At 71.1% G+C, this 16827-nt stretch carries 14 protein-coding genes; 5 read left to right on the top strand and 9 right to left on the bottom strand.

The genetic code is table 11. The features are described from left to right. Positions 1-56: 56 nt before the first annotated feature. Positions 57-1250: an MFS transporter gene (locus tag FHX82_RS07235; RefSeq protein WP_145939319.1), complete on the bottom strand. Its 1194-nt coding sequence runs from the start codon at positions 1248-1250 to the stop codon at positions 57-59. A gap of 433 nt (positions 1251-1683) precedes the next feature. Between FHX82_RS07235 and FHX82_RS07230 the strand changes: the two genes are divergently transcribed. After that, on the top strand, positions 1684-2598 hold the full coding sequence (locus FHX82_RS07230) for an SDR family NAD(P)-dependent oxidoreductase (RefSeq protein WP_145939320.1): 915 nt from the start codon (positions 1684-1686) through the stop codon (positions 2596-2598). 471 nt (positions 2599-3069) lie between these two features. Here FHX82_RS07230 and FHX82_RS07225 read toward each other — a convergent pair whose 3' ends face one another. Then, on the bottom strand, positions 3070-4902 hold the full coding sequence (locus tag FHX82_RS07225; RefSeq protein ID WP_145937430.1) for an AMP-dependent synthetase/ligase: 1833 nt from the start codon (positions 4900-4902) through the stop codon (positions 3070-3072). A gap of 135 nt (positions 4903-5037) precedes the next feature. Between FHX82_RS07225 and kynU the strand changes: the two genes are divergently transcribed. Further along, on the top strand, positions 5038-6210 hold the full coding sequence (kynU, locus tag FHX82_RS07220; RefSeq protein WP_145937429.1) for a kynureninase: 1173 nt from the start codon (positions 5038-5040) through the stop codon (positions 6208-6210). 162 nt (positions 6211-6372) lie between these two features. On the opposite strand, the gene FHX82_RS07215 is transcribed toward kynU, so the two are convergent. Next, the gene (locus FHX82_RS07215) at positions 6373-8961 is read right to left on the bottom strand and encodes a bifunctional FO biosynthesis protein CofGH (RefSeq protein ID WP_145937428.1); all 2589 of its coding nucleotides are present in this window, start codon (positions 8959-8961) and stop codon (positions 6373-6375) included. Between the two features lie 145 nt (positions 8962-9106). On the opposite strand from FHX82_RS07215, the gene FHX82_RS07210 reads away from it, so the two are divergent. After that, a complete protein-coding gene (locus FHX82_RS07210; RefSeq protein WP_145937427.1) occupies positions 9107-10678 on the top strand; it encodes an IS1634 family transposase in 1572 nt (523 codons plus the stop codon). Positions 10679-10699: 21 nt separating this feature from the next. Here the strand turns inward: FHX82_RS07210 and FHX82_RS07205 are convergent, their stop codons facing one another. Continuing rightward, positions 10700-12310: a RecQ family ATP-dependent DNA helicase gene (locus FHX82_RS07205; protein ID WP_145937426.1), complete on the bottom strand. Its 1611-nt coding sequence runs from the start codon at positions 12308-12310 to the stop codon at positions 10700-10702. Positions 12311-12381: 71 nt separating this feature from the next. On the opposite strand from FHX82_RS07205, the gene FHX82_RS07200 reads away from it, so the two are divergent. After that, positions 12382-12786, top strand: a complete 405-nt coding sequence (locus FHX82_RS07200; protein WP_145937425.1) for a four-helix bundle copper-binding protein — start codon at positions 12382-12384, stop codon at positions 12784-12786. Here FHX82_RS07200 and FHX82_RS07195 read toward each other — a convergent pair. Further along, on the bottom strand, positions 12783-14342 hold the full coding sequence (locus tag FHX82_RS07195; protein ID WP_145937424.1) for a glycoside hydrolase family 13 protein: 1560 nt from the start codon (positions 14340-14342) through the stop codon (positions 12783-12785). The two genes, FHX82_RS07200 and FHX82_RS07195, sit on opposite strands and share 4 nt — an antisense overlap. A gap of 43 nt (positions 14343-14385) precedes the next feature. Beyond that, complete coding sequence (locus FHX82_RS07190) at positions 14386-14823, bottom strand: hypothetical protein (protein ID WP_145937423.1); 438 nt, start codon at positions 14821-14823, stop codon at positions 14386-14388. A gap of 125 nt (positions 14824-14948) precedes the next feature. On the opposite strand from FHX82_RS07190, the gene FHX82_RS07185 reads away from it, so the two are divergent. Further along, entirely contained in the window at positions 14949-15326 is a 378-nt protein-coding gene (locus FHX82_RS07185) for a hypothetical protein (RefSeq protein ID WP_145937422.1), read from the top strand. Here the strand turns inward: FHX82_RS07185 and FHX82_RS07180 are convergent. The 3 genes from FHX82_RS07180 to FHX82_RS07170 all read right to left on the bottom strand — a co-directional run bounded on the left by FHX82_RS07180 (position 15323) and on the right by FHX82_RS07170 (position 16821). Then, positions 15323-15520, bottom strand: a complete 198-nt coding sequence (locus FHX82_RS07180) for a hypothetical protein (protein ID WP_145937421.1) — start codon at positions 15518-15520, stop codon at positions 15323-15325. The two genes, FHX82_RS07185 and FHX82_RS07180, sit on opposite strands and share 4 nt — an antisense overlap. A 39-nt stretch (positions 15521-15559) precedes the next feature. Further along, on the bottom strand, positions 15560-16459 hold the full coding sequence (locus FHX82_RS07175; protein ID WP_145937420.1) for a PfkB family carbohydrate kinase: 900 nt from the start codon (positions 16457-16459) through the stop codon (positions 15560-15562). 203 nt (positions 16460-16662) lie between these two features. Beyond that, complete coding sequence (locus tag FHX82_RS07170; protein WP_183176505.1) at positions 16663-16821, bottom strand: hypothetical protein; 159 nt, start codon at positions 16819-16821, stop codon at positions 16663-16665. Between the last annotated feature and the right edge of the window lie 6 nt (positions 16822-16827).

The following is a 16827-nucleotide window of genomic DNA, read 5'->3' as shown; positions in this document are numbered from 1 at the left end:
GAGGTGACCGGTCGTGTCGAACCGTGACTTCTGATGCGGCCCGGCCGCGTGCTCGCTCATGACGCGCCGGCTGCTTCCGTCGTACCCCCCTGCAGCCGTGTCCAGGACACCGCGAGCGGGATTCCGAGCAGGACCCCCGCCGCACCCGCGATCGTGATCGCGGTGGTGGCCGAACCCGCCCATTCGGCCAAGGCGCCGCCCACCGCGACGCCCACGCCCTGGGCCACCCTCAGCCCGGTCCGGTACACACCCCCGGCACCGCCCCGGAGCTCGTTGGGCACCCACGTCAGGAACGAGGCGCCCACCGTGACGATGTACGCCCCGGCCGCACCCGCGGCCGCGAGGGCGACCAGCGCCAGCACCAGGTCCGGCTTCAGGGAGAACACCAGCAGGATCGCCGTCGGCACGATGGCGAGCACCCCGAGCGCCCTCCTGCGCGTCTCCGCCGACACGTAGCGGGACATGAGGAACACGCCGACCACGAAGCCGAGCGGGTCGGCCGCGAGCAGCCAGCCGACCGCCTGGTCCGGCGCGCCGATCTCGCGCGCGAGCGGGGCGACGAGGCCCTCCGGGATCACCGCGAGGCCCACGAGCCACGACAGGCCCAGCAGCACGCGCAGCCGGTGCTGGGCCGCGACCCAGCGGATCGCCCCGAACCACGAGCCCGCACCGTTGTCGGCCGCCGGGCGCTTGGTCACCCACCGGTGCAGCGCCAGCGCACTGACGGCGAAGGTGGCGGCGTCGATGGCCAGCGCCCACGAAGGGCCCGCCGTGGTGACGAGGAACCCGCCGCCGGCCAGGCCCAGCAGCATCGCCGTGTTGGTGGTGATGCCGCGGATGTCCTGGCTGCGCAGGTACAGCTCGTCGTCGGCGAAGATCTCCCGCGTCAGCGCGTTCTGCGCCGCATTGGACGGGCCGCCCGCGAGCCGCGCGAACACGACCAGCACGCACAGCGGCACCAGCGGCATGCCGGGCACGGCCATCACGCCCACGAGGACGGCCTGAATCGCGGCCGAGGCGGCCAGTACGGTGCGGCGGGGGTAGCGGTCGGCGAGCTGGGCGAGGCCGAGGCCGCCGGCGAGCGCGGGCAGGAACGTGAGGGCGTAGGCCATGGCCGACAGCAGCGCCGAGCCCGTGCGGTGGTAGACCAGCAACGCCAGCGCGACGATCGTGAGCTGGTCCCCGATGGTGGACTGAGCTTCGGCCAGCCAGACGGTGCGGAACTCCCGGTTGGCCAGCACGGAGCTCATGCGTGGCCTGGCGTGGGCCCTCACCATCCTGCCAGCTCCCCCCTGATCGGGTGAACGCTACAACGTTCACACAGTTTGTCGTCCGCCGTGGGGTGCGGGAACCGGGCACTCACCCAAGGGACAGGAAAGACCACGGCCAGTATGCCGCTTACAGCCCGGAGGCGAACAGTCACAGCAAGACGGTATCCGCCATTGGCGCCAACCGGGCGTAATCACCGACCTTCGGATTACGACGAACGGAGCACCCGATCCGGCGCGCTGACCGGTCGGAGAGTATGCGCCGCTGGTCATCGCTCACTCGTTCGGCGCAGTGGGCAGACCGCTCGTCGTCGTCCAGGTGTCGTCCGAGTGGTGGCGGCGAACACTGGTACCAGGGTCAGTGGGAGCCCGCGGAACGGGCTGCGTCGGGGCTGGCCAGTGGGGAGCGAGGAACATGAACATGCAGTTGGCGGGCCTGCGGGACCGCGCCGTGGTGGTGACAGGAGCCGGCCGCGGGCTGGGTGAGGCGTTCGCCGTGCACCTCGCCCAGGCGGGGGCGAAGGTGGTCGTCAACGACGTCGACGCCGAACCGGCGGAACGAACCGCCGCCAACATCCGGGAGCACGGCGGCCGCGCCGTGGCGAGCTCGCACACCGTGACCGATCCAGCCCAGGCCGCGGAACTGGTCCGGTTGTGCGTCGACGAGTTCGGCTCCATCGACGGTCTCGTCAACAACGCGGCGTTGAACTACGAGGCGCTGCCGTGGCAGGAGGAGCCCGAGCAGATCCGCGAGCTGGTGGAGGTCAACGTCCTGGGGGTGATGTACACCGGCATCGCGGCGATCAAGGAGATGGTCGCCCAGGGCACCGGCGGTGCGATTGTCAACATTTCGTCGGGTGCCTCGTTGGGGCAGCGGAAACTCGGCGTGTACTCGGCGAGCAAGGGTGCGGTCGCGTCGCTGACGTATTCGTGGGCACTGGACCTGGAGGAGGTCGGCATCCGCGTCAACGCCGTCTGCCCGCTCGCCCACACGCGGATGGTCTGGAAGTCGGAGCGCTCCCTGCGGAACTGCCCGCCGGACCGCACGCCGTCCCGCATCGCGCCCCTCGTGCTGTTCCTGCTCTCCGACGACGCGGAAGGCATCACGGGACAGCTGGTGCGGTGCAACGGCCCGCAGCTGCACATCATCGGCCAGCCGTATCTGAAGGCGCCGATCCTGGAGCGGCAGACCTGGGACACGGAGACGGTGCGGCGCGCGTTCGACGAGGTGTTCAGCGCGCACCTGGAGCCGTACGGGCTGGAGAAGCGGGTGCCGCCCCGGCTGCGGAAATGGACGGAGTCGACGTCGTCGCCGTTGCGGAGTGCTTGAGGGGGCGGTGTGGGGGGCCGCGCTGCGCGCGGGAGGTGGTGGTCACCATCGGCCCTCTTCCGCCCCGATCGCTAATTGTTTAACGGTCGTCACGCCGCGTCAAGGGCGCCTTCGGCGTCGCTTCGCGATGAGGCTTCGCCTCACCCTTGACACGGCGCGCCGACCGTTAATGACGGCTTTGTATCGGGGACGGGGGAGGACCGGGCGGAGGGCCTTTTTCCTTGTGTCGTTGCGGGGTGTTGGGGGCTTGGGGGTTGTTGGGCGTCCGATGGTTGGGTTGTCCGGGTGCCGGGTGCCGGGTGCCGGGTGCCGGGTGCCGGGTGCCGGGTGCCGGGTGCGGGGTGCCGGGTTGTCGGAGCGCCGGGTTGTTCAGGTGCCGGGTTGTCCAGTTGTCCAGTCGTCCGGTTGTCGGATCCGCCTGGTTTCCGATTGTCTTGTTGTTGACAATCCGACTTGCCGATCTGCCCCTTGTCAGCCCGCGTACAAGGCTTCAATCTCCTTGTCGTACTTGTCGTTGATGATCCGGCGCTTGAGCTTCAGCGTGGGGGTCAGCTCACCCGACTCCGGGGTCCATGGGGTGCTGATCACCTGGTACCGCTTGATCTGCTCCACCCTTGCCAACCTGCTGTTCGCCGACTTCACCGCGCGCTCGATCTCCTCGCGGACGGCCGGGTGGCCCGCCATCGTGGCGACGTCCGTGAACTCGATGCCCTGCGCCGCCGCCCAGCCGGGCAGGATTTCGTCGTCCAGGACGATCAACGCGGTGACGTAGGGGCGGTCGTTGCCGATCGCCACCGCCTGGCCGACCAGCGGGTGCTCCTTGAGTAGGCCCTCGATGCGGGTGGGCGCGATGTTCTTGCCGCCCGAGGTGATGATCAGTTCCTTCTTGCGGTCGGTGATCCGGACGAAGCCGTCCTCGTCGATCGTGCCGATGTCGCCCGTCGCGTACCAGCCTTCGTCGTCGACGGCGGGCTGCACGCTGCCGTCCTCCCGCAGGTAGCCGGCGAACACCAGCGAACCGCGGACCAGCAGCTCGCCGTCCTCGGCGACCTTGATCTCGGTGTCCCCCACCGCCCGGCCGACGGTGCCCGCACGGAAGGCCGCGGCGGAGTTCGACGTGACCGCACCCGTCGTCTCCGAGAGGCCCCACACCTCGTGGATCTCCACCCCCAGCCCGGCGATGAAGTACAGCACCTCCACCGGCAGCGCCGCCGCCCCGCTGCCGCAGAAGATCAGCTGGTCGAGGCCCAGCATCTGGCGGATCGGGGCGAGCACGGTCCGGTCGGTCTCGGCGATCTGCTCCGCCAGCTCGGCCGGCACCTCCCGGCCGGCGTCCCGCAGCTTGTAGCCCCGCTGCAACAGCTCGTTCGCCTGCAACAACGCCGTGCGCCGCTCCTCGGGGACGCTCGCCAGCATGTTCTTCAGGCCCGCGACCATCTTTTCCCACACCCGCGGCACGGCGAAGAAGCCCTTCGGGTGCACGCGGCCGAGCGCGCCGATGATGCCGCTCGGGTCGGCGAGGGTGTGGACGTGCCCGGCGAGCGTGATCGGCAGGTAGATCGACACCTCCCGCTCGGCGATGTGCGCCAGCGGCAGGTACGCGATGTTCGTGACGGGCCCGGTCATGCCGTGCACCTCGCACATCGCGTACGACTCGTGCACGGCGTTCGCGTGCGTGAGCACCACGCCCTTCGGCTGCCCCGTCGTGCCCGACGTGTAGATCATCGCCAGCGGATCGGACGGCTGGATGGCGTCGGTCGCCCGCTCGAACGCGTCCGGATCGGCCTCATGCAGCTCCTCGCCCCGGCGCCGCACCTCCGCGAGGCTGACGAACCGGTCGTCGCCGGGCGGGGCGGCTTCGGCGTCGACCAACACGACGTGCCGCAGCGCGGGCAGGTCGTCGAGCACCTGTTCCCACCGCTTCAGCTCGTTCACGCCGTGCAGCACCACGACCGGCGCCGCACTGTGCCGGGCCACGTACCGGATCTGGTCCGGGCTGAGCGTGGCGTACGCGGTGCACGGGAGCGCGCCGGCGTGCACGGCGGCGAGGTCCACGAGCAGGTGTTCGGGGCAGCTGGGCGCCATGATCAACATGCGGTCGCCCCGGCCGAGCCCCAGGTCGGCGAGGCCGCGGGAGAGCACGGCCACCTCGTGCCGCACCTGCGCCCAGGTCAGCGTCGGCTCGCCTTCGGCGTCGAGCGAGGTCAGCGCGGGCAGGTCCCCGTACTCGCCGGCGTTGCGGCGCAGTAGCTTGGCGATGGTCTGGCCCTTGGCCCGGTCCGCGACCGACGACTGGCTGGTCACCGTTGGCCTCCTGGTGTGCGACACGGATGGCGGCGAATGGCCGCCACTCTATGTGAGCGAGGACACAGGAAGGTAGCGATTCGCGGCCAGAGGATCCGGAATCGCGGCCAACTTTCGCCGACGGGAAGGAACTGCATGTCGTTGGGGCAGGAGGCGGCCGAGCTGGACGCTCGCGACCCGCTGGCGAGCAAGCGGGCGGAGTTCGACCTCGACCCGCAAGTGGCTTACCTCGACGGGAATTCACTGGGTGCCCCGCCACGCTCGGTAGCCAGACGGCTCGAAGAGGTCGTGCGCGAGCAGTGGGCCCGGCGACTGATCCGTTCTTGGGACGAAGGCTGGTGGGACGCACCGGAGCGGATCGGCGACCGGATCGCACCGCTCGTCGGCTCGGCGCCCGGCCAGGTGGTGGTGGGCGACTCCACGAGCGTCAACCTGTTCAAGCTGCTGGTCGCCGCCACGCGGCTGAACCCCGGGCGCCAGGAGATCCTGGTGGACGGCACGACGTTCCCCACCGACGGTTACGTGGCGGACAGCGCCGCCCGGCTGACCGGGCACGTCGTCCGCCGCGTCGCGCCGGGCGAGATGCCGGGGGCGGTGTCGGAACGGACGGCGTTCGCGCTGGTCAACCACGTCGACTACCGGACGGGGGAGCTGCACGACCTGACCGGCATCACCGAAGCACTGCACGCGGCCGGGGCGCTCGCGGTGTGGGACCTCTGCCACAGCGTCGGCGCGGTGCCGGTCGAGCTGGACGCCGCCGGCGTGGACCTGGCGGTCGGCTGCACGTACAAGTTCCTCAACGGCGGCCCGGGCGCCCCCGCGTTCAGCTACGTGCCGGCGCGGTGGCAGGAGGCGTTCGACCAGCCGCTGACGGGCTGGGCCGGGCACGCGGACCCGTTCGCGATGGACGAGGGGTACGCCGGGCGCGCCGGAATCAGCCGGGCACGTGCGGGCACGCCCGACATCCTGTCGATGCTCGCGCTGGACGCGGCGCTCGACGTGTGGGGGGACGTGACTGTCGGCCAGGTGCGGGCGAAGGCCCTCGCGCTGGGCGAGTTCTTCCTGCGTTGCCTGGACGAGCTGGTGCCTGGGGTGGAGGTGCTGACCCCCAGGGCCCCGGCGCGCCGGGGCAACCAGGTGTCCGTCAGGTGGCCGGGCGCCAGGGAGGCGCTGGCCATGCTGACGGCACAGGACGTCATCTGCGACTTCCGGCAGCCCGAAGTTCTGCGGTTCGGGCTGGCCGCGTTGTACACGCGGTACGGGGACGTGCTTCGCGCTGCTCGGGTGCTATCAGGATGGCCGGGGTAGCGGGGAGGTGTGGGAGTCGCCGCCCCGGCCTTTCCCGGGTCAGTGCGACCGGCATGACCGAGAAATTCCTGATGTCCTTACTTTCGCCGAAGCCGGTCCCGTCCACCAGGGCCGAAGGACCCTGTTGTTCGCGTGCACGGAGGGTGACCGGCCGGGGGTGGCTCAGGTGAGGAGCGGCAGCGGGTTGCGCACCGCCTGGGCGACACCGTCGCTCAGGCGCGCCGCCGCGACGCGCTCCGGCGAGGGGCGGCCGTACGACGTCGTTCGCTGCACGAGTGGGCGGCCCAGCGGCTCGACCATGGCCTCCAGCTCACTGATCGTCTTGTACGAGCCGTTGTTCGCGCCCGCCATACGGCTGATGGTCTCCTCCATCAGCGTGCCGCCGAGGTCGTTCACCCCGCCCCGCAGCACCGCCCGGCACGTGTCCTCGCCGAGCTTCACCCACGAGCACTGGATGTTGTCGATCAGCCCGTGCAGCAGGATCCGCGCCAGCGCGTGCACCGCCCGGTTCTCCCGCACCGTGGTGCCCGGGCGCGCGAGTCCCGCGAGGTAGATCGGCGCGTTCTGGTGGATGAACGGCAGCAGCACGAACTCCGTGAACCCCCGCCGCCCGTTGCGTTCGAGCGACTGGCGCTGCAGTTGCGCGATCAGCTTGATGTGCCCCACCCAGTGCGCCGGCGTGTCGACGTGGCCGTACATCATCGTCGACGTCGTCGGGATGCCCAGCGAGTGCGCGGTGCTGATCACCTCGACCCAGCTCGACGTCGGCAGCTTGCCCTTCGTCAGCACCCACCGCACGTCGTCGTCGAGGATCTCCGCCGCGGTGCCCGGCAGGGAGTCCACACCGGACTCGTGGGCGCGCGTCAGCCAGTCCCGAATGGACAGATTGGTCCGCGACGCGCCGTTGACGACCTCCATCGGGCTGTACGAGTGCAGGTGGATGTCCGGCTGCCGCCGCTTCACCTCGGCCGCCAGGTCGAAGTACGCCGTGCCGGGCATGTCCGGATGGATCCCGCCCTGCATGCAGATCTCCGTCGCCCCGGCCTCCCACGCCTGGTCGACGCGGTCGCCGACCTGCGACAGCGAAAGCGTGTACGCGTCGGCGTCCGTCCGCCGCTGCGCGAACGCGCAGAACCGGCAGCCGGTGTAGCAGACGTTGGTGAAGTTGATGTTCCGCGTCACCACGAACGTCACGTCGTCGCCGACCGCGTCCCGGCGCAGGCCGTCGGCCAGCTCCGCGAGCGCGTCCAGCTCCGCGCCGTCCGCGTGCAGCAGCGCCAGAGCGTCCTCATCAGACAGTCCGGAGGGGTCCTTTTCCGCGCGCCGCAAGGCTGCCGCGATATCGGAGTCCATCCGTGCCGGTGCGCCCGGCACCTGCTTGGCCAGCTCGTTCCAGTCGCCGTACACCGAGTCGAAGTCGCTGCGCCGGTCGCCCGTGCGGCCCACGGTGTCGACCTCGACGTGCAGCTCGGTCCGGCCCTGCTGCTGCCAGCCGCCGTCCGGCTCCTGCCACGGCCTGCCCTCGGGGTTGACGTCCTTCGCCAGACCCGTCTCCGGGTCCGCGAGCGCCGCCACGTGCCCGGCCACCCGCGGGTCCAGCCACGGCTCCCCGGCGAGGACGTACTCCGGGTAGATGGTGAGCCGCTCCCGCAGCTCGTACCCGGCGGCGGAGGTCTGCCGGGCCAGCTCGTCGATCTGCGGCCACGCGCGCTCGGGGTTGACGTGGTCCGGCGTCAGCGGCGACACCCCGCCCCAGTCGTCGATCCCCGCCTTGACCATCAGCTCGTACTGGCTGCCGATCAGGTTCGGCGGCGCCTGCAGCCGCATCTTCGGCCCGAACACCAGCCGCGCCACGGCGATCGTCGCCGCCAGCTCCTGCAGGTCAGCGTCGGGCGTGGCGCGCATCTTCGTGTCCGGCTTCGCGCGGAAGTTCTGCACGATGACTTCCTGGATGCCGCCGTACGTCCGCGCCGCCTTGCGGATCGCGAACAACGCGTCCGCGCGCTCGGAGTAGTTCTCCCCGATCCCGATGAGGATGCCGGTGGTGAACGGGACCGAGCTGCGCCCGGCGTCTTCGAGCACGCGCAGCCGCACGGCCGGGTCCTTGTCGGGCGAGCCGTAGTGCGGGCCGCCGCGCTCGCTCCACAACCGGGTCGCGGTGGTCTCCAGCATCATGCCCATCGACGGCGCGACGGGCTTGAGGCGCTGCAGGTCCTGCCACGTCATGACACCCGGGTTGAGGTGCGGCAGCAGCCCGGTCTCCTCCAGCACCAGGATCGCCATCGCCCGCACGTACGAGAGCGTGTCGTCGTAGCCGTGCGCGTCGAGCCACTCGCGGGCGGCCTTCCAGCGGTCCTCCGGCCGGTCGCCGAGGGTGAACAGGGCTTCCTTGCAGCCCATCGCGGCGCCATCGCGCGCGATCTTCAGCACCTCGTCCGGGGACAGGAACGGAGCGTCCACCTTGCCCGGGACGGTGGCGAAAGTGCAGTAGCCGCACCGGTCCCGGCACAGCCGGGTCAGCGGGATGAACACCTTGCGGCTGTAGGTGATGATCCCCTCGCGGCCGACCGCGGCGAGCCCGGCGTCGCGGACCCGCGACGCGTACCCGGACAGCGTCGCCAGGTCTTCGTCCCGGGCGTGCAGCAGCACGGTCGTCTCGGCGAGGTCGAGCGTCTTGCCGTCCCGCGCGCGGGCGAGGGCCCGGCGCATCGCGGAGGCGGTGGGGCGGTCCTGCGGTTCGGGAGAAGCCATGACGCCAACGTAGATCCGCCGGGCGAAGCAACTCCACGACCGCTTCGGTGATCTCTTCCGGGCGCCGTCGCGGGCGGGAGGTTTCCGCAGCTCAGTGCCGCTGCTCGCGTTGCCGGCGGGCGCGCGGAGCGGTATTACCTAAAGTGTGGCGTCGATCGTGGGCAAGCGGATCAACGGGCGGACCTACTACTACCTCGCGGAGTCCGAACGGGTGGACGGCAAGCCCCGCATCGTCTCGCAGCGCTACCTCGGTTCCGCCGAGGACGTGGCCGCGGCACTCGACGGTGGGGGCGGAATGCCCGAATCGACGCGGCACCTCGCGTTCGGTGACGTCGCTGCGGTCTGGTCCACCCTGGAGCGGCTCCAGGTGCGGCAGGCGATCGAGGAGGTGCTGACCCCGCGCCGGGCGCAGGTCGCCACGTACCTCGTGCTGGCCGTCCTGCACCGGGCGACCGCGTCGTGCCTGCCGCTCGCGGAGTGGTGGAAGGGCGCGGCGGCGGCCCGCTTCGTGCGACCGCGCCTGCCGGCCGACGCGGTGCGGGACGAAGAGTTCTGGCGCGTGACCCGGCGGCTCACGCCGCAGCAGCTGGAGCGTATCGAAGACGCTGTCGCAGCGAGGATTCCCCGCGAGGCCGTCACGCTGGCCCTGGACGTGCCGAACTTCGCGATGTACGCCGAGTCCGACACCGCCGACGCGACGCTCGCCGGGCTCAGCGCGCTCGTGACGCTGGACGGCGCGATCCCGCTCGTTTCGCGGGTGTACCTGCGGGGCGGGCCGGGGGTGGAGCCGTTCGGCGTGGCGGTCGACCGGCTCGGCACGCGGCAGGCGGGTGAGGTGACGGTCGTGTTCGACACCGGCCAGCACGCGCAGCTCGACCTCGACTCCGGACTGCACTTCGTCGGGGCGCTCCCGCTCGCGGACTTCCCGGACCTGCTGGCGCGGCCCGCTTCGAGCCGCAGGCCGGTGGAGCGGTTCCCGGGTCTCACCGCGCTCGACACGCGGACGCAGGTGTTCGGCACGCGGCGGCGGGTCGTGCTGACGCACTCCGCCCGGTTGCACGCGACGCAGGCGCGGGGGTTCGCGCAGGCGCTGAGCAGCGCGACGCGGCAACTCGACGGGCTGGCGCTCGCGCTGGCCGCGGGCACCAACCGGCGGCCGCGCGAACAGCTGCTCACCGACATCGCGCGGATCACGCGGGTGCGGTGGGTGGACCGCGTGCTGAGTGCCCGGCTCAGCGGCGGTACCCCGGGTGAGCTGCGGCTGGAGTACCGCATCGACGAGGCCGCCCGCGCCCGGCTCGACGAGGAGTTCTTCGGCAAGCAGCTGCTGGTGACCGACCACGACTGGCCGGTCGTCGACGTCGTCACCGCGTACCGGGCGCGCTACCACCTCGACTCGACGGTCCGGATGCTCAACGGTCCGTTCGTCGCCGCGCCCGCGCCGCGGTGGGACTGGAGCGAGCACCGCATCGCCGTGCACTCGCTGGTGAGCGTGCTCGCGACGGCGGTCACCCACGTCATGCGGCGGGAGGCCGACCGCGCGGGGCTCGACCTGTCCGTGCGCGAACTGCTGGACCAGCTGGCGGGCATCGGGGAGACGGTGCTGCGCTACCCGTCCACCGGCGGCCGCCCGCGCACCCGCCGCGTGCTCACGGCCCGCGACGGCACACGGCAGCGGTTGTTCGAGCTGTTCGGCCTCGGGGCGTACGCGCCTTAACCCACGGCCGGGCCGGCGCGCTCAACCTTCCTGCGTCAGCAGGTCCTCCTCCTCGACGGCCTTGAGTGACAGCGTGCGGTAACCGCCGTCGTCGAACAACACCGTCAGGCGGTCCGCTTCCCGGTGAACGACGCGCCCCGGCCCCCACTCACGGTGGCGGACCTTCGAGTCCGGCGGGAACTCCGCGTCGGCGAACTGCGCCTGTTCGGCGGCCGTGCCCGCGTCACACGTGTCGCAGTGCCCGCACGGTTCTTCGAGCGTCTCTCCGAAGTAGCCGAGCAGGAACTGGCGGCGGCACGACTGGGTTTCCGCGTACTGGCGCATGACCTCCAGCCGCGTCCGGTCCAGTTGCTTCTGCTTCTCCGCGACCTCGGCGACCTCTTCCGCCGGGTCCTCGGGCGCGTCGTCGCGGTAGTCGAACTCGCCGTCGCGTACCTCGACGACGTCGGCCTGTTCCAGCAGGTTCAGGTTGTTCATCGCGCGCCGGTGGGACTGGTCCACCTCGTCGTCGACGTCGTGCGGCGTCATCGGCCCGTCGTGGTCGCGCACCGCGTCGGCGACCTCGCGCACGCCCTCCTCGTCCAGCCGGCGGGCGGTCAGAAACCGTTGCAAGCCAAGGTCTTCGGGGCGATAGAACAGCATCGCCCGCGCGGGTTCGCCGTCACGCCCGGCGCGGCCGATCTGCTGGTAGTACGAGTCGAGCGACTCCGGGATCGAGGCGTGCGCGACGAAGCGGACGTTCGGCTTGTCGATGCCCATGCCGAACGCCGACGTGGCGACCACCACCTCGACTTCGTCGGCGAGGAACCGTTCGTGCACTTCCTTGCGGTCACCGGCCTTCATGCCCGCGTGGTAGGCGGCGGCGGACGGGCCGATGGCTTCGGCGTAGCGCTCGGCGTCCTTACGGGTGGCGGTGTAGACGAGGCCGGGCTTCGGCTCCTCCGCGACCCAGTCCAGGATGGCCTGCTGCTTCTCCTCGTCGGTGGCGAACCACTGGGCGGCCAGGTAGAGGTTCGGCCGGTCGAAGCCGGTGATCACCTGCACCGGGTCGTGCATGCCCAGGTGCGTCACGATGTCCTCGCGCACCGGGCCGCCGGCGGTGGCGGTCAGCGCGAGCACCGGCGGGTGCCCGAGGCGCTCGATCACCGGGCTCAGCCGCAGGTAGTCGGGTCGGAAGTCGTGTCCCCACGCGGAAACGCAGTGCGCCTCGTCGACGACGAACAGGCTCGGCCGGATCTCGTCGAGCCGCCGCAGCACCTCTTCCTTCGCCAGCTGTTCGGGGGAGAGGAACAGGTACTCGGCGTCGCCTTCTCTGATCGACTCCCAGGCGTCCTTGCTTTCGCGGTTCGGCTGGGCGGAATTCACCGCCACCGCCTCCGGTGCGTCGCTCTCGGCGATCTGCGTGACCTGGTCGCGTTGCAACGCGGTCAGCGGCGACACCACCAGCGTCGGCCCCGGGCGCAGCAGCGCGGGCACCTGGTAGATCGCGGACTTGCCGGAGCCCGTGGGCATCACGACGAGCACGTCACGGCCGTCGAGCAGCTGCTCCATCGCCTTGCGCTGGTCGGGGAGCAGCTGGTCCCAGCCGAAGTTCTTCTTCGCTGCTGCTTGCAGCTCGTCGCGTGCGGACACCGTCGGGAGATTCCCTGGTGGTAGCGGGGGAAACGTGGTTTCTCCCACCCCCGCGGGGGTACGCGCGAGGCATGACGAAAGCACTGGCGATGCTCGAAAGCCACCCCGCCGACCTTGGCGGCGTCGACCCCGAGGCCATCGCGGCGGCCATCCAGGAGTGCCTGACGTGCGCCCAGGCGTGCACGGCCTGCGCGGACGCGTGCCTGGCGGAGTCCGACCCCGCGGCGATGCGCGACTGCATCCGCACCGACCTCGACTGCGCCGACGTGTGCGAGGTGACCGTGCGGATCCTGTCCCGCCGCGGCGACGCGCTCGGCGTGACGCGGCAGCTGCTCGCGGTGTGCGAGCAGGCGTGCCGGGCGTGCGCGGAGGAGTGCGAGCGGCACGCCGAGCACCACCGGCACTGCGCGGAATGCGCCGAGGCGTGCCGCAGCTGCGAGGACGCCTGCCAGCAGCTGCGGCAGCACCTGGGTTAGGCCAGCCACACCGCCGCGTCGGTCGGGAGTTTGCCGTTCGGCAGTGGTTCGCTCGACAACAGGACCCGCTCGTGTGGCGGCAACGGGAACGGGCTGGTGCCGAGGTTCACCGCGCACACCAGGCCCGGCTCGCGGCGGAACAGCAGCACGTCCTCCGGAGAGTCCAACCAGGACAGTTCGCCGTCACCGAGCGCCGGGTGGTCGCGCCTCAGGTGCAGCGCCTCGCGGTAGAGGTGCAGCATCGAGTTCTCGTCGGCCTCCTGCGCCGCTACGGTGAGCGCACGCCAGTGCTCCGGCTGCGGCAGCCAGGAGCCGCCCGGCCCGAAGCCGAACGGCGGCTCGTTTCCCTGCCACGGCAAGGGAACCCGGCGGCCGTCCCGGCCACGCCTGGTGTGCCCTGACCGTTCCCATGTCGGGTCCTGCAGCACCTCCTCCGGCAGGTCCAGCACCTCTTCGAGCCCCAGTTCCTCGCCCTGGTAGTGGTAGACGCTGCCCGGCAGCGCGTGCATGAGCAGCAGCGCGGCCCGCGCCCGGCGCCTGCCGAGTTCGAGATCCCCATCCCCATAACGGGTCACGTGCCGCACGACGTCGTGATTGGACAGTACCCACGTGGTCGGCGCACCGACGGCGCTCACCGCGGCGATGCTCGAATCGATCACCTCGCGCAGCGCACCGGGATCCCAGGCACAGCGCAGGAAGTCGAAGTTGAACGCCGTGTGCAGCTCGTCCGGCCGGACGTAGTTCGCCAGCCGGTCCGGCCGCGACACCCACGCCTCCGCGACGAAGATCCGGTCCTCGCCGTAGGACTCCGTGACCCGGCGCCACGAGCGGTAGATCTCGTGCACCTCGTCGCGGTCCCAGTGCGGGTGGTTGGTCCGGTCCGGCGGCTCGACCAGGTTCTCGTGATCCACGCCAAGGTCCGGCAGCTCGGGGTGCTTGACCAGGCCGTGCGCGACGTCGATGCGAAACCCGTCCACGCCGCGGTCCAGCCAGAACCGCAGCACGTCTTCGAACTCCGCGCGCACCTCCGGCAGGTCCCAGTTCAGGTCCGGCTGCGAGGCGTCGAACAGGTGCAGGTACCACTCGCCGTCGGGCACCTGCGTCCACGCCGGGCCGCCGAACACGCTGCGCCAGTCGTTGGGCGGCACGCCGGGAGCCTTGCCCTGGCGGAAGATGTACCGCTGCCGTTCGGGTGAGCCCGGCCCCGCTTCGAGCGCGGCGCGGAACCACCGGTGCCGCACGGAGGTGTGGTTGGGCACCAGGTCGACGATCAGCCGCAGCCCCAGCTCGTGTGCTTCGGCGATCAGCGCCTCGGCTTCGGCGAGGGTGCCGAACAGCGGGTCGATGTCGCGGTAGTCGGCCACGTCGTACCCGCCGTCCGCCAACGGCGAGGGGTACCACGGGGTGATCCACACGGCGTCGACGCCGAGATCTCGTAGGTACGGCAGGCGTTTCCGGATCCCGGCGAGGTCGCCGATCCCGTCGCCGCTGCCGTCGGTCAGGCTCCGGATGTAGATCTGGTAGATGGCCGCGTCGCGCCACCACCGGGTGCTCACGTACCGTCCCCTTCCGTTCGGTTCCGGTTCCGAGAGTACGGGTTCAGCGCAGCTCGCTCACCCACGTGGCGAGGTGCAGCAGCGCGTCGAGGCGGCCGAGCGGGTTGGGGTCCTGCGCCACGAAATCCAGTTGCACCAAGGCGTTCTCGGAGTCGTCGTGCAGTTCGGCGAGTACGGCCCGCAGCGTCGCGCGCAGCGGCGGCGCCAGTTCGTCCACCTCGACACCGGCTTCGTCGTCCCCGAAGAGGTCGACGGTGAAGAAGTCCTCGGAGCACCCTGGGCCGGCCAGCGCGCGGATGTGCTCGGCGGTCTCGGCGGTGAGTTCCGCCAGCAGCGGTGGAAACAGCCGCCGGTCCGGGGACTGCGGGGACAGCAGCCGGAGCACGAGCGCGGAGAGCGCACGATGATCGGAGTCGGTGACGACCGCGACGAGCCGGTCCGCGAGCTGCCGGACGTCGCGCTGGAGTTCGCTGGGAGTCATGGGAAATCCATCGCGCCGGGGGTTCTTGCCCGGCGGGTTCCCGGCGAGATTCCGGCGAAACTTCGTTTGGCCGTCACGGCCGGGGGTACGGCTTGAAGAACCCTCGCCGACGAAGGAACTTCGACATGGACGCATCGCCGGACGGCGGGACCGAGGCCGCCGCCACCACGTTCGCCGCGCGCGCTCAGGAAGCGACGCGCAACCTCTACCGGCAGGCTTCGGGCCTGGATGGCGGGGGCGGGCTCGGCAGCGCGGCGGAGGTGTCCGAGGTGCTCGCGTCGCTGCGCCTGCTGACGGAGAACGTCGGCCGCAGCCTGCCGGAACTGGGGGCGTGGCTGGAGCGGCGGATGTGCGCCGGCGACCTCCCGCAGCGCGAGTTCGACGCGATCACGCGCTCGGTGTTCGACGCGGCGTCGGCCTTGGCGCGGGCGCAGAACCTCACGATGCAGCTGAGCCAGGAGCTCGGCGCGGCCGAAGTCGCCAGCCGGGAGCTGATGGCCTAGAACGGCGTGCGGGCGTTGCAGCGGGTACAGACGAGCACGGTGGCCAGGACCCGGTCGTTGGCGTCCACCACGCGGCCCACGTGCAGCGCCGTGTAGCCGCACTGCTCGCAGGGCACCGGGGGCGCCGTCTGGTCGGGTGGGATGCGCAGCCGCGGCGCGGTCCTCGGGGTGCCTGTGGAGGCAGACGTCAGCATGATCGGGGATGCCCCTAATGTGACGTGGCAAACACTCGATCAGACGTATTCGGAGAGTGCGGCCCGGGACAACTGTGGGCGACCACCCGCGTGCTGCACCGTCCTGGCCGACGCCGCGACAGCCATCCGGGCGGCCACCGGCACCGGCTCTCCCGTCACCAGCGCGAACGTGAGCGCGGCGATGAGCGCGTCGCCGCCGCCGGTGGTGTCGACCACCTCCACGTCGGGCAGCGGCAGGAACTCGTGCCCGGAACGCGTCACGAACACGTTGCCCTCTCCGGCCGCGTCGAGCACCACCAGCGAAGGCCCCCGGTCGACGAGCGTTCGGCCGGCCGCCACGGCGTCCTCCACCGACCGGATCTCCTTGCCCGCCAGCATTTCCGCCTCACGCCGGTCGGCGCGCAACACGTCGGCGCACGCCAGCAGTTCCGTCTTCAGCCCGCTGGGGGCACCGTCGAGGATGACGCGGACGCCCGCGGTCCGCGCGATCCGGGCCGCCTGCAACGCGGTCTCCGGCGGTTCCTGCAGCTGGATGAGCACGGCACGCGCCCGCCGGATCTTCTCCGAGGCGGCGAACACGTCCCGCTCGGACACGAGCGTCGGGCCGGGAACGTGTTCGAGGTAGCGCCACTGGCCCGAGTTTTCGAGGACGTCGACCAGCAACGCGGTCTCGGTGCCGGAGCGGCGCACCACGTGGGAGACGTCGATCCCGTCGCTTCCGGCCTGCGCCACAAGGCATTCCCCGGTCCGATCGTCGCCGACCACGCCCACGAGCGAGACGTCCACTCCCAGCTGCGCCAGTGCGACGGCCTGGTTCGCCCCCTTGCCGCCGAGCATTTCGAGTCGTTCCCGGACGGTCGCGGACTCCCCGGCTCCGGACACCTCCGGCACGCGAAGCACGAGATCACGGGCAACCTGTCCCAGCACGACAACACTCATGGAAAGGCGGTACCCCCGGTGGTCGCCGTGCGAAACACAGGTTTGCCCACGACGGCGCCCGGGTAGCTGGAACTGTGCGGTTCTGACGGTAAATCCGCCGTCACACGCCATGGTCATCGCCCCGCCTGGCCGGGCGGGCCTGTGGTGGCCCTGCCGGCGGCGTGACCGTTGTGCCCCCTCCGGTCACGCCGCCTCCGGCCGTTTCACCCCTGCTGCGGATGGCTCGGCTCTTCTTCGGGCTGGCGTCTGCGGGACCTGCGGTCTTCGTTGTGCCGTTGCGGCTCGTGGTCGACCTTCTCGGCGAGTTCGGGGCCGCCCCACTTCTCGTCGTTGTCGTTGTCCTCGAAACGGTGCCTGGCCATACTCCT

Source organism: Amycolatopsis bartoniae (assembly GCF_014191255.1).
Lineage (GTDB): Bacteria > Actinomycetota > Actinomycetes > Mycobacteriales > Pseudonocardiaceae > Amycolatopsis_E > Amycolatopsis_E bartoniae.
Note: the sequence above shows the minus strand (reverse complement) of the source record. Positions and strands in the feature narration are given on the sequence as shown.

Excerpts from the sequence above, each read along its gene's own strand:
- FHX82_RS07200 (WP_145937425.1), top strand. The coding sequence starts at position 12,382 with ATGACGAAAGCACTGGCGATGCTCGAAAGCCACCCCGCCGACCTTGGC.
- FHX82_RS07170 (WP_183176505.1), bottom strand. The coding sequence starts at position 16,821 with ATGGCCAGGCACCGTTTCGAGGACAACGACAACGACGAGAAGTGGGGC.
- FHX82_RS07185 (WP_145937422.1), top strand. The coding sequence starts at position 14,949 with ATGGACGCATCGCCGGACGGCGGGACCGAGGCCGCCGCCACCACGTTC.
- FHX82_RS07190 (WP_145937423.1), bottom strand. The coding sequence starts at position 14,823 with ATGACTCCCAGCGAACTCCAGCGCGACGTCCGGCAGCTCGCGGACCGG.
- FHX82_RS07215 (WP_145937428.1), bottom strand. The coding sequence starts at position 8,961 with ATGGCTTCTCCCGAACCGCAGGACCGCCCCACCGCCTCCGCGATGCGC.
- FHX82_RS07180 (WP_145937421.1), bottom strand. The coding sequence starts at position 15,520 with ATGCTGACGTCTGCCTCCACAGGCACCCCGAGGACCGCGCCGCGGCTG.
- kynU (WP_145937429.1), top strand. The coding sequence starts at position 5,038 with ATGTCGTTGGGGCAGGAGGCGGCCGAGCTGGACGCTCGCGACCCGCTG.
- FHX82_RS07235 (WP_145939319.1), bottom strand. The coding sequence starts at position 1,250 with ATGAGCTCCGTGCTGGCCAACCGGGAGTTCCGCACCGTCTGGCTGGCC.
- FHX82_RS07175 (WP_145937420.1), bottom strand. The coding sequence starts at position 16,459 with ATGAGTGTTGTCGTGCTGGGACAGGTTGCCCGTGATCTCGTGCTTCGC.
- FHX82_RS07230 (WP_145939320.1), top strand. The coding sequence starts at position 1,684 with ATGAACATGCAGTTGGCGGGCCTGCGGGACCGCGCCGTGGTGGTGACA.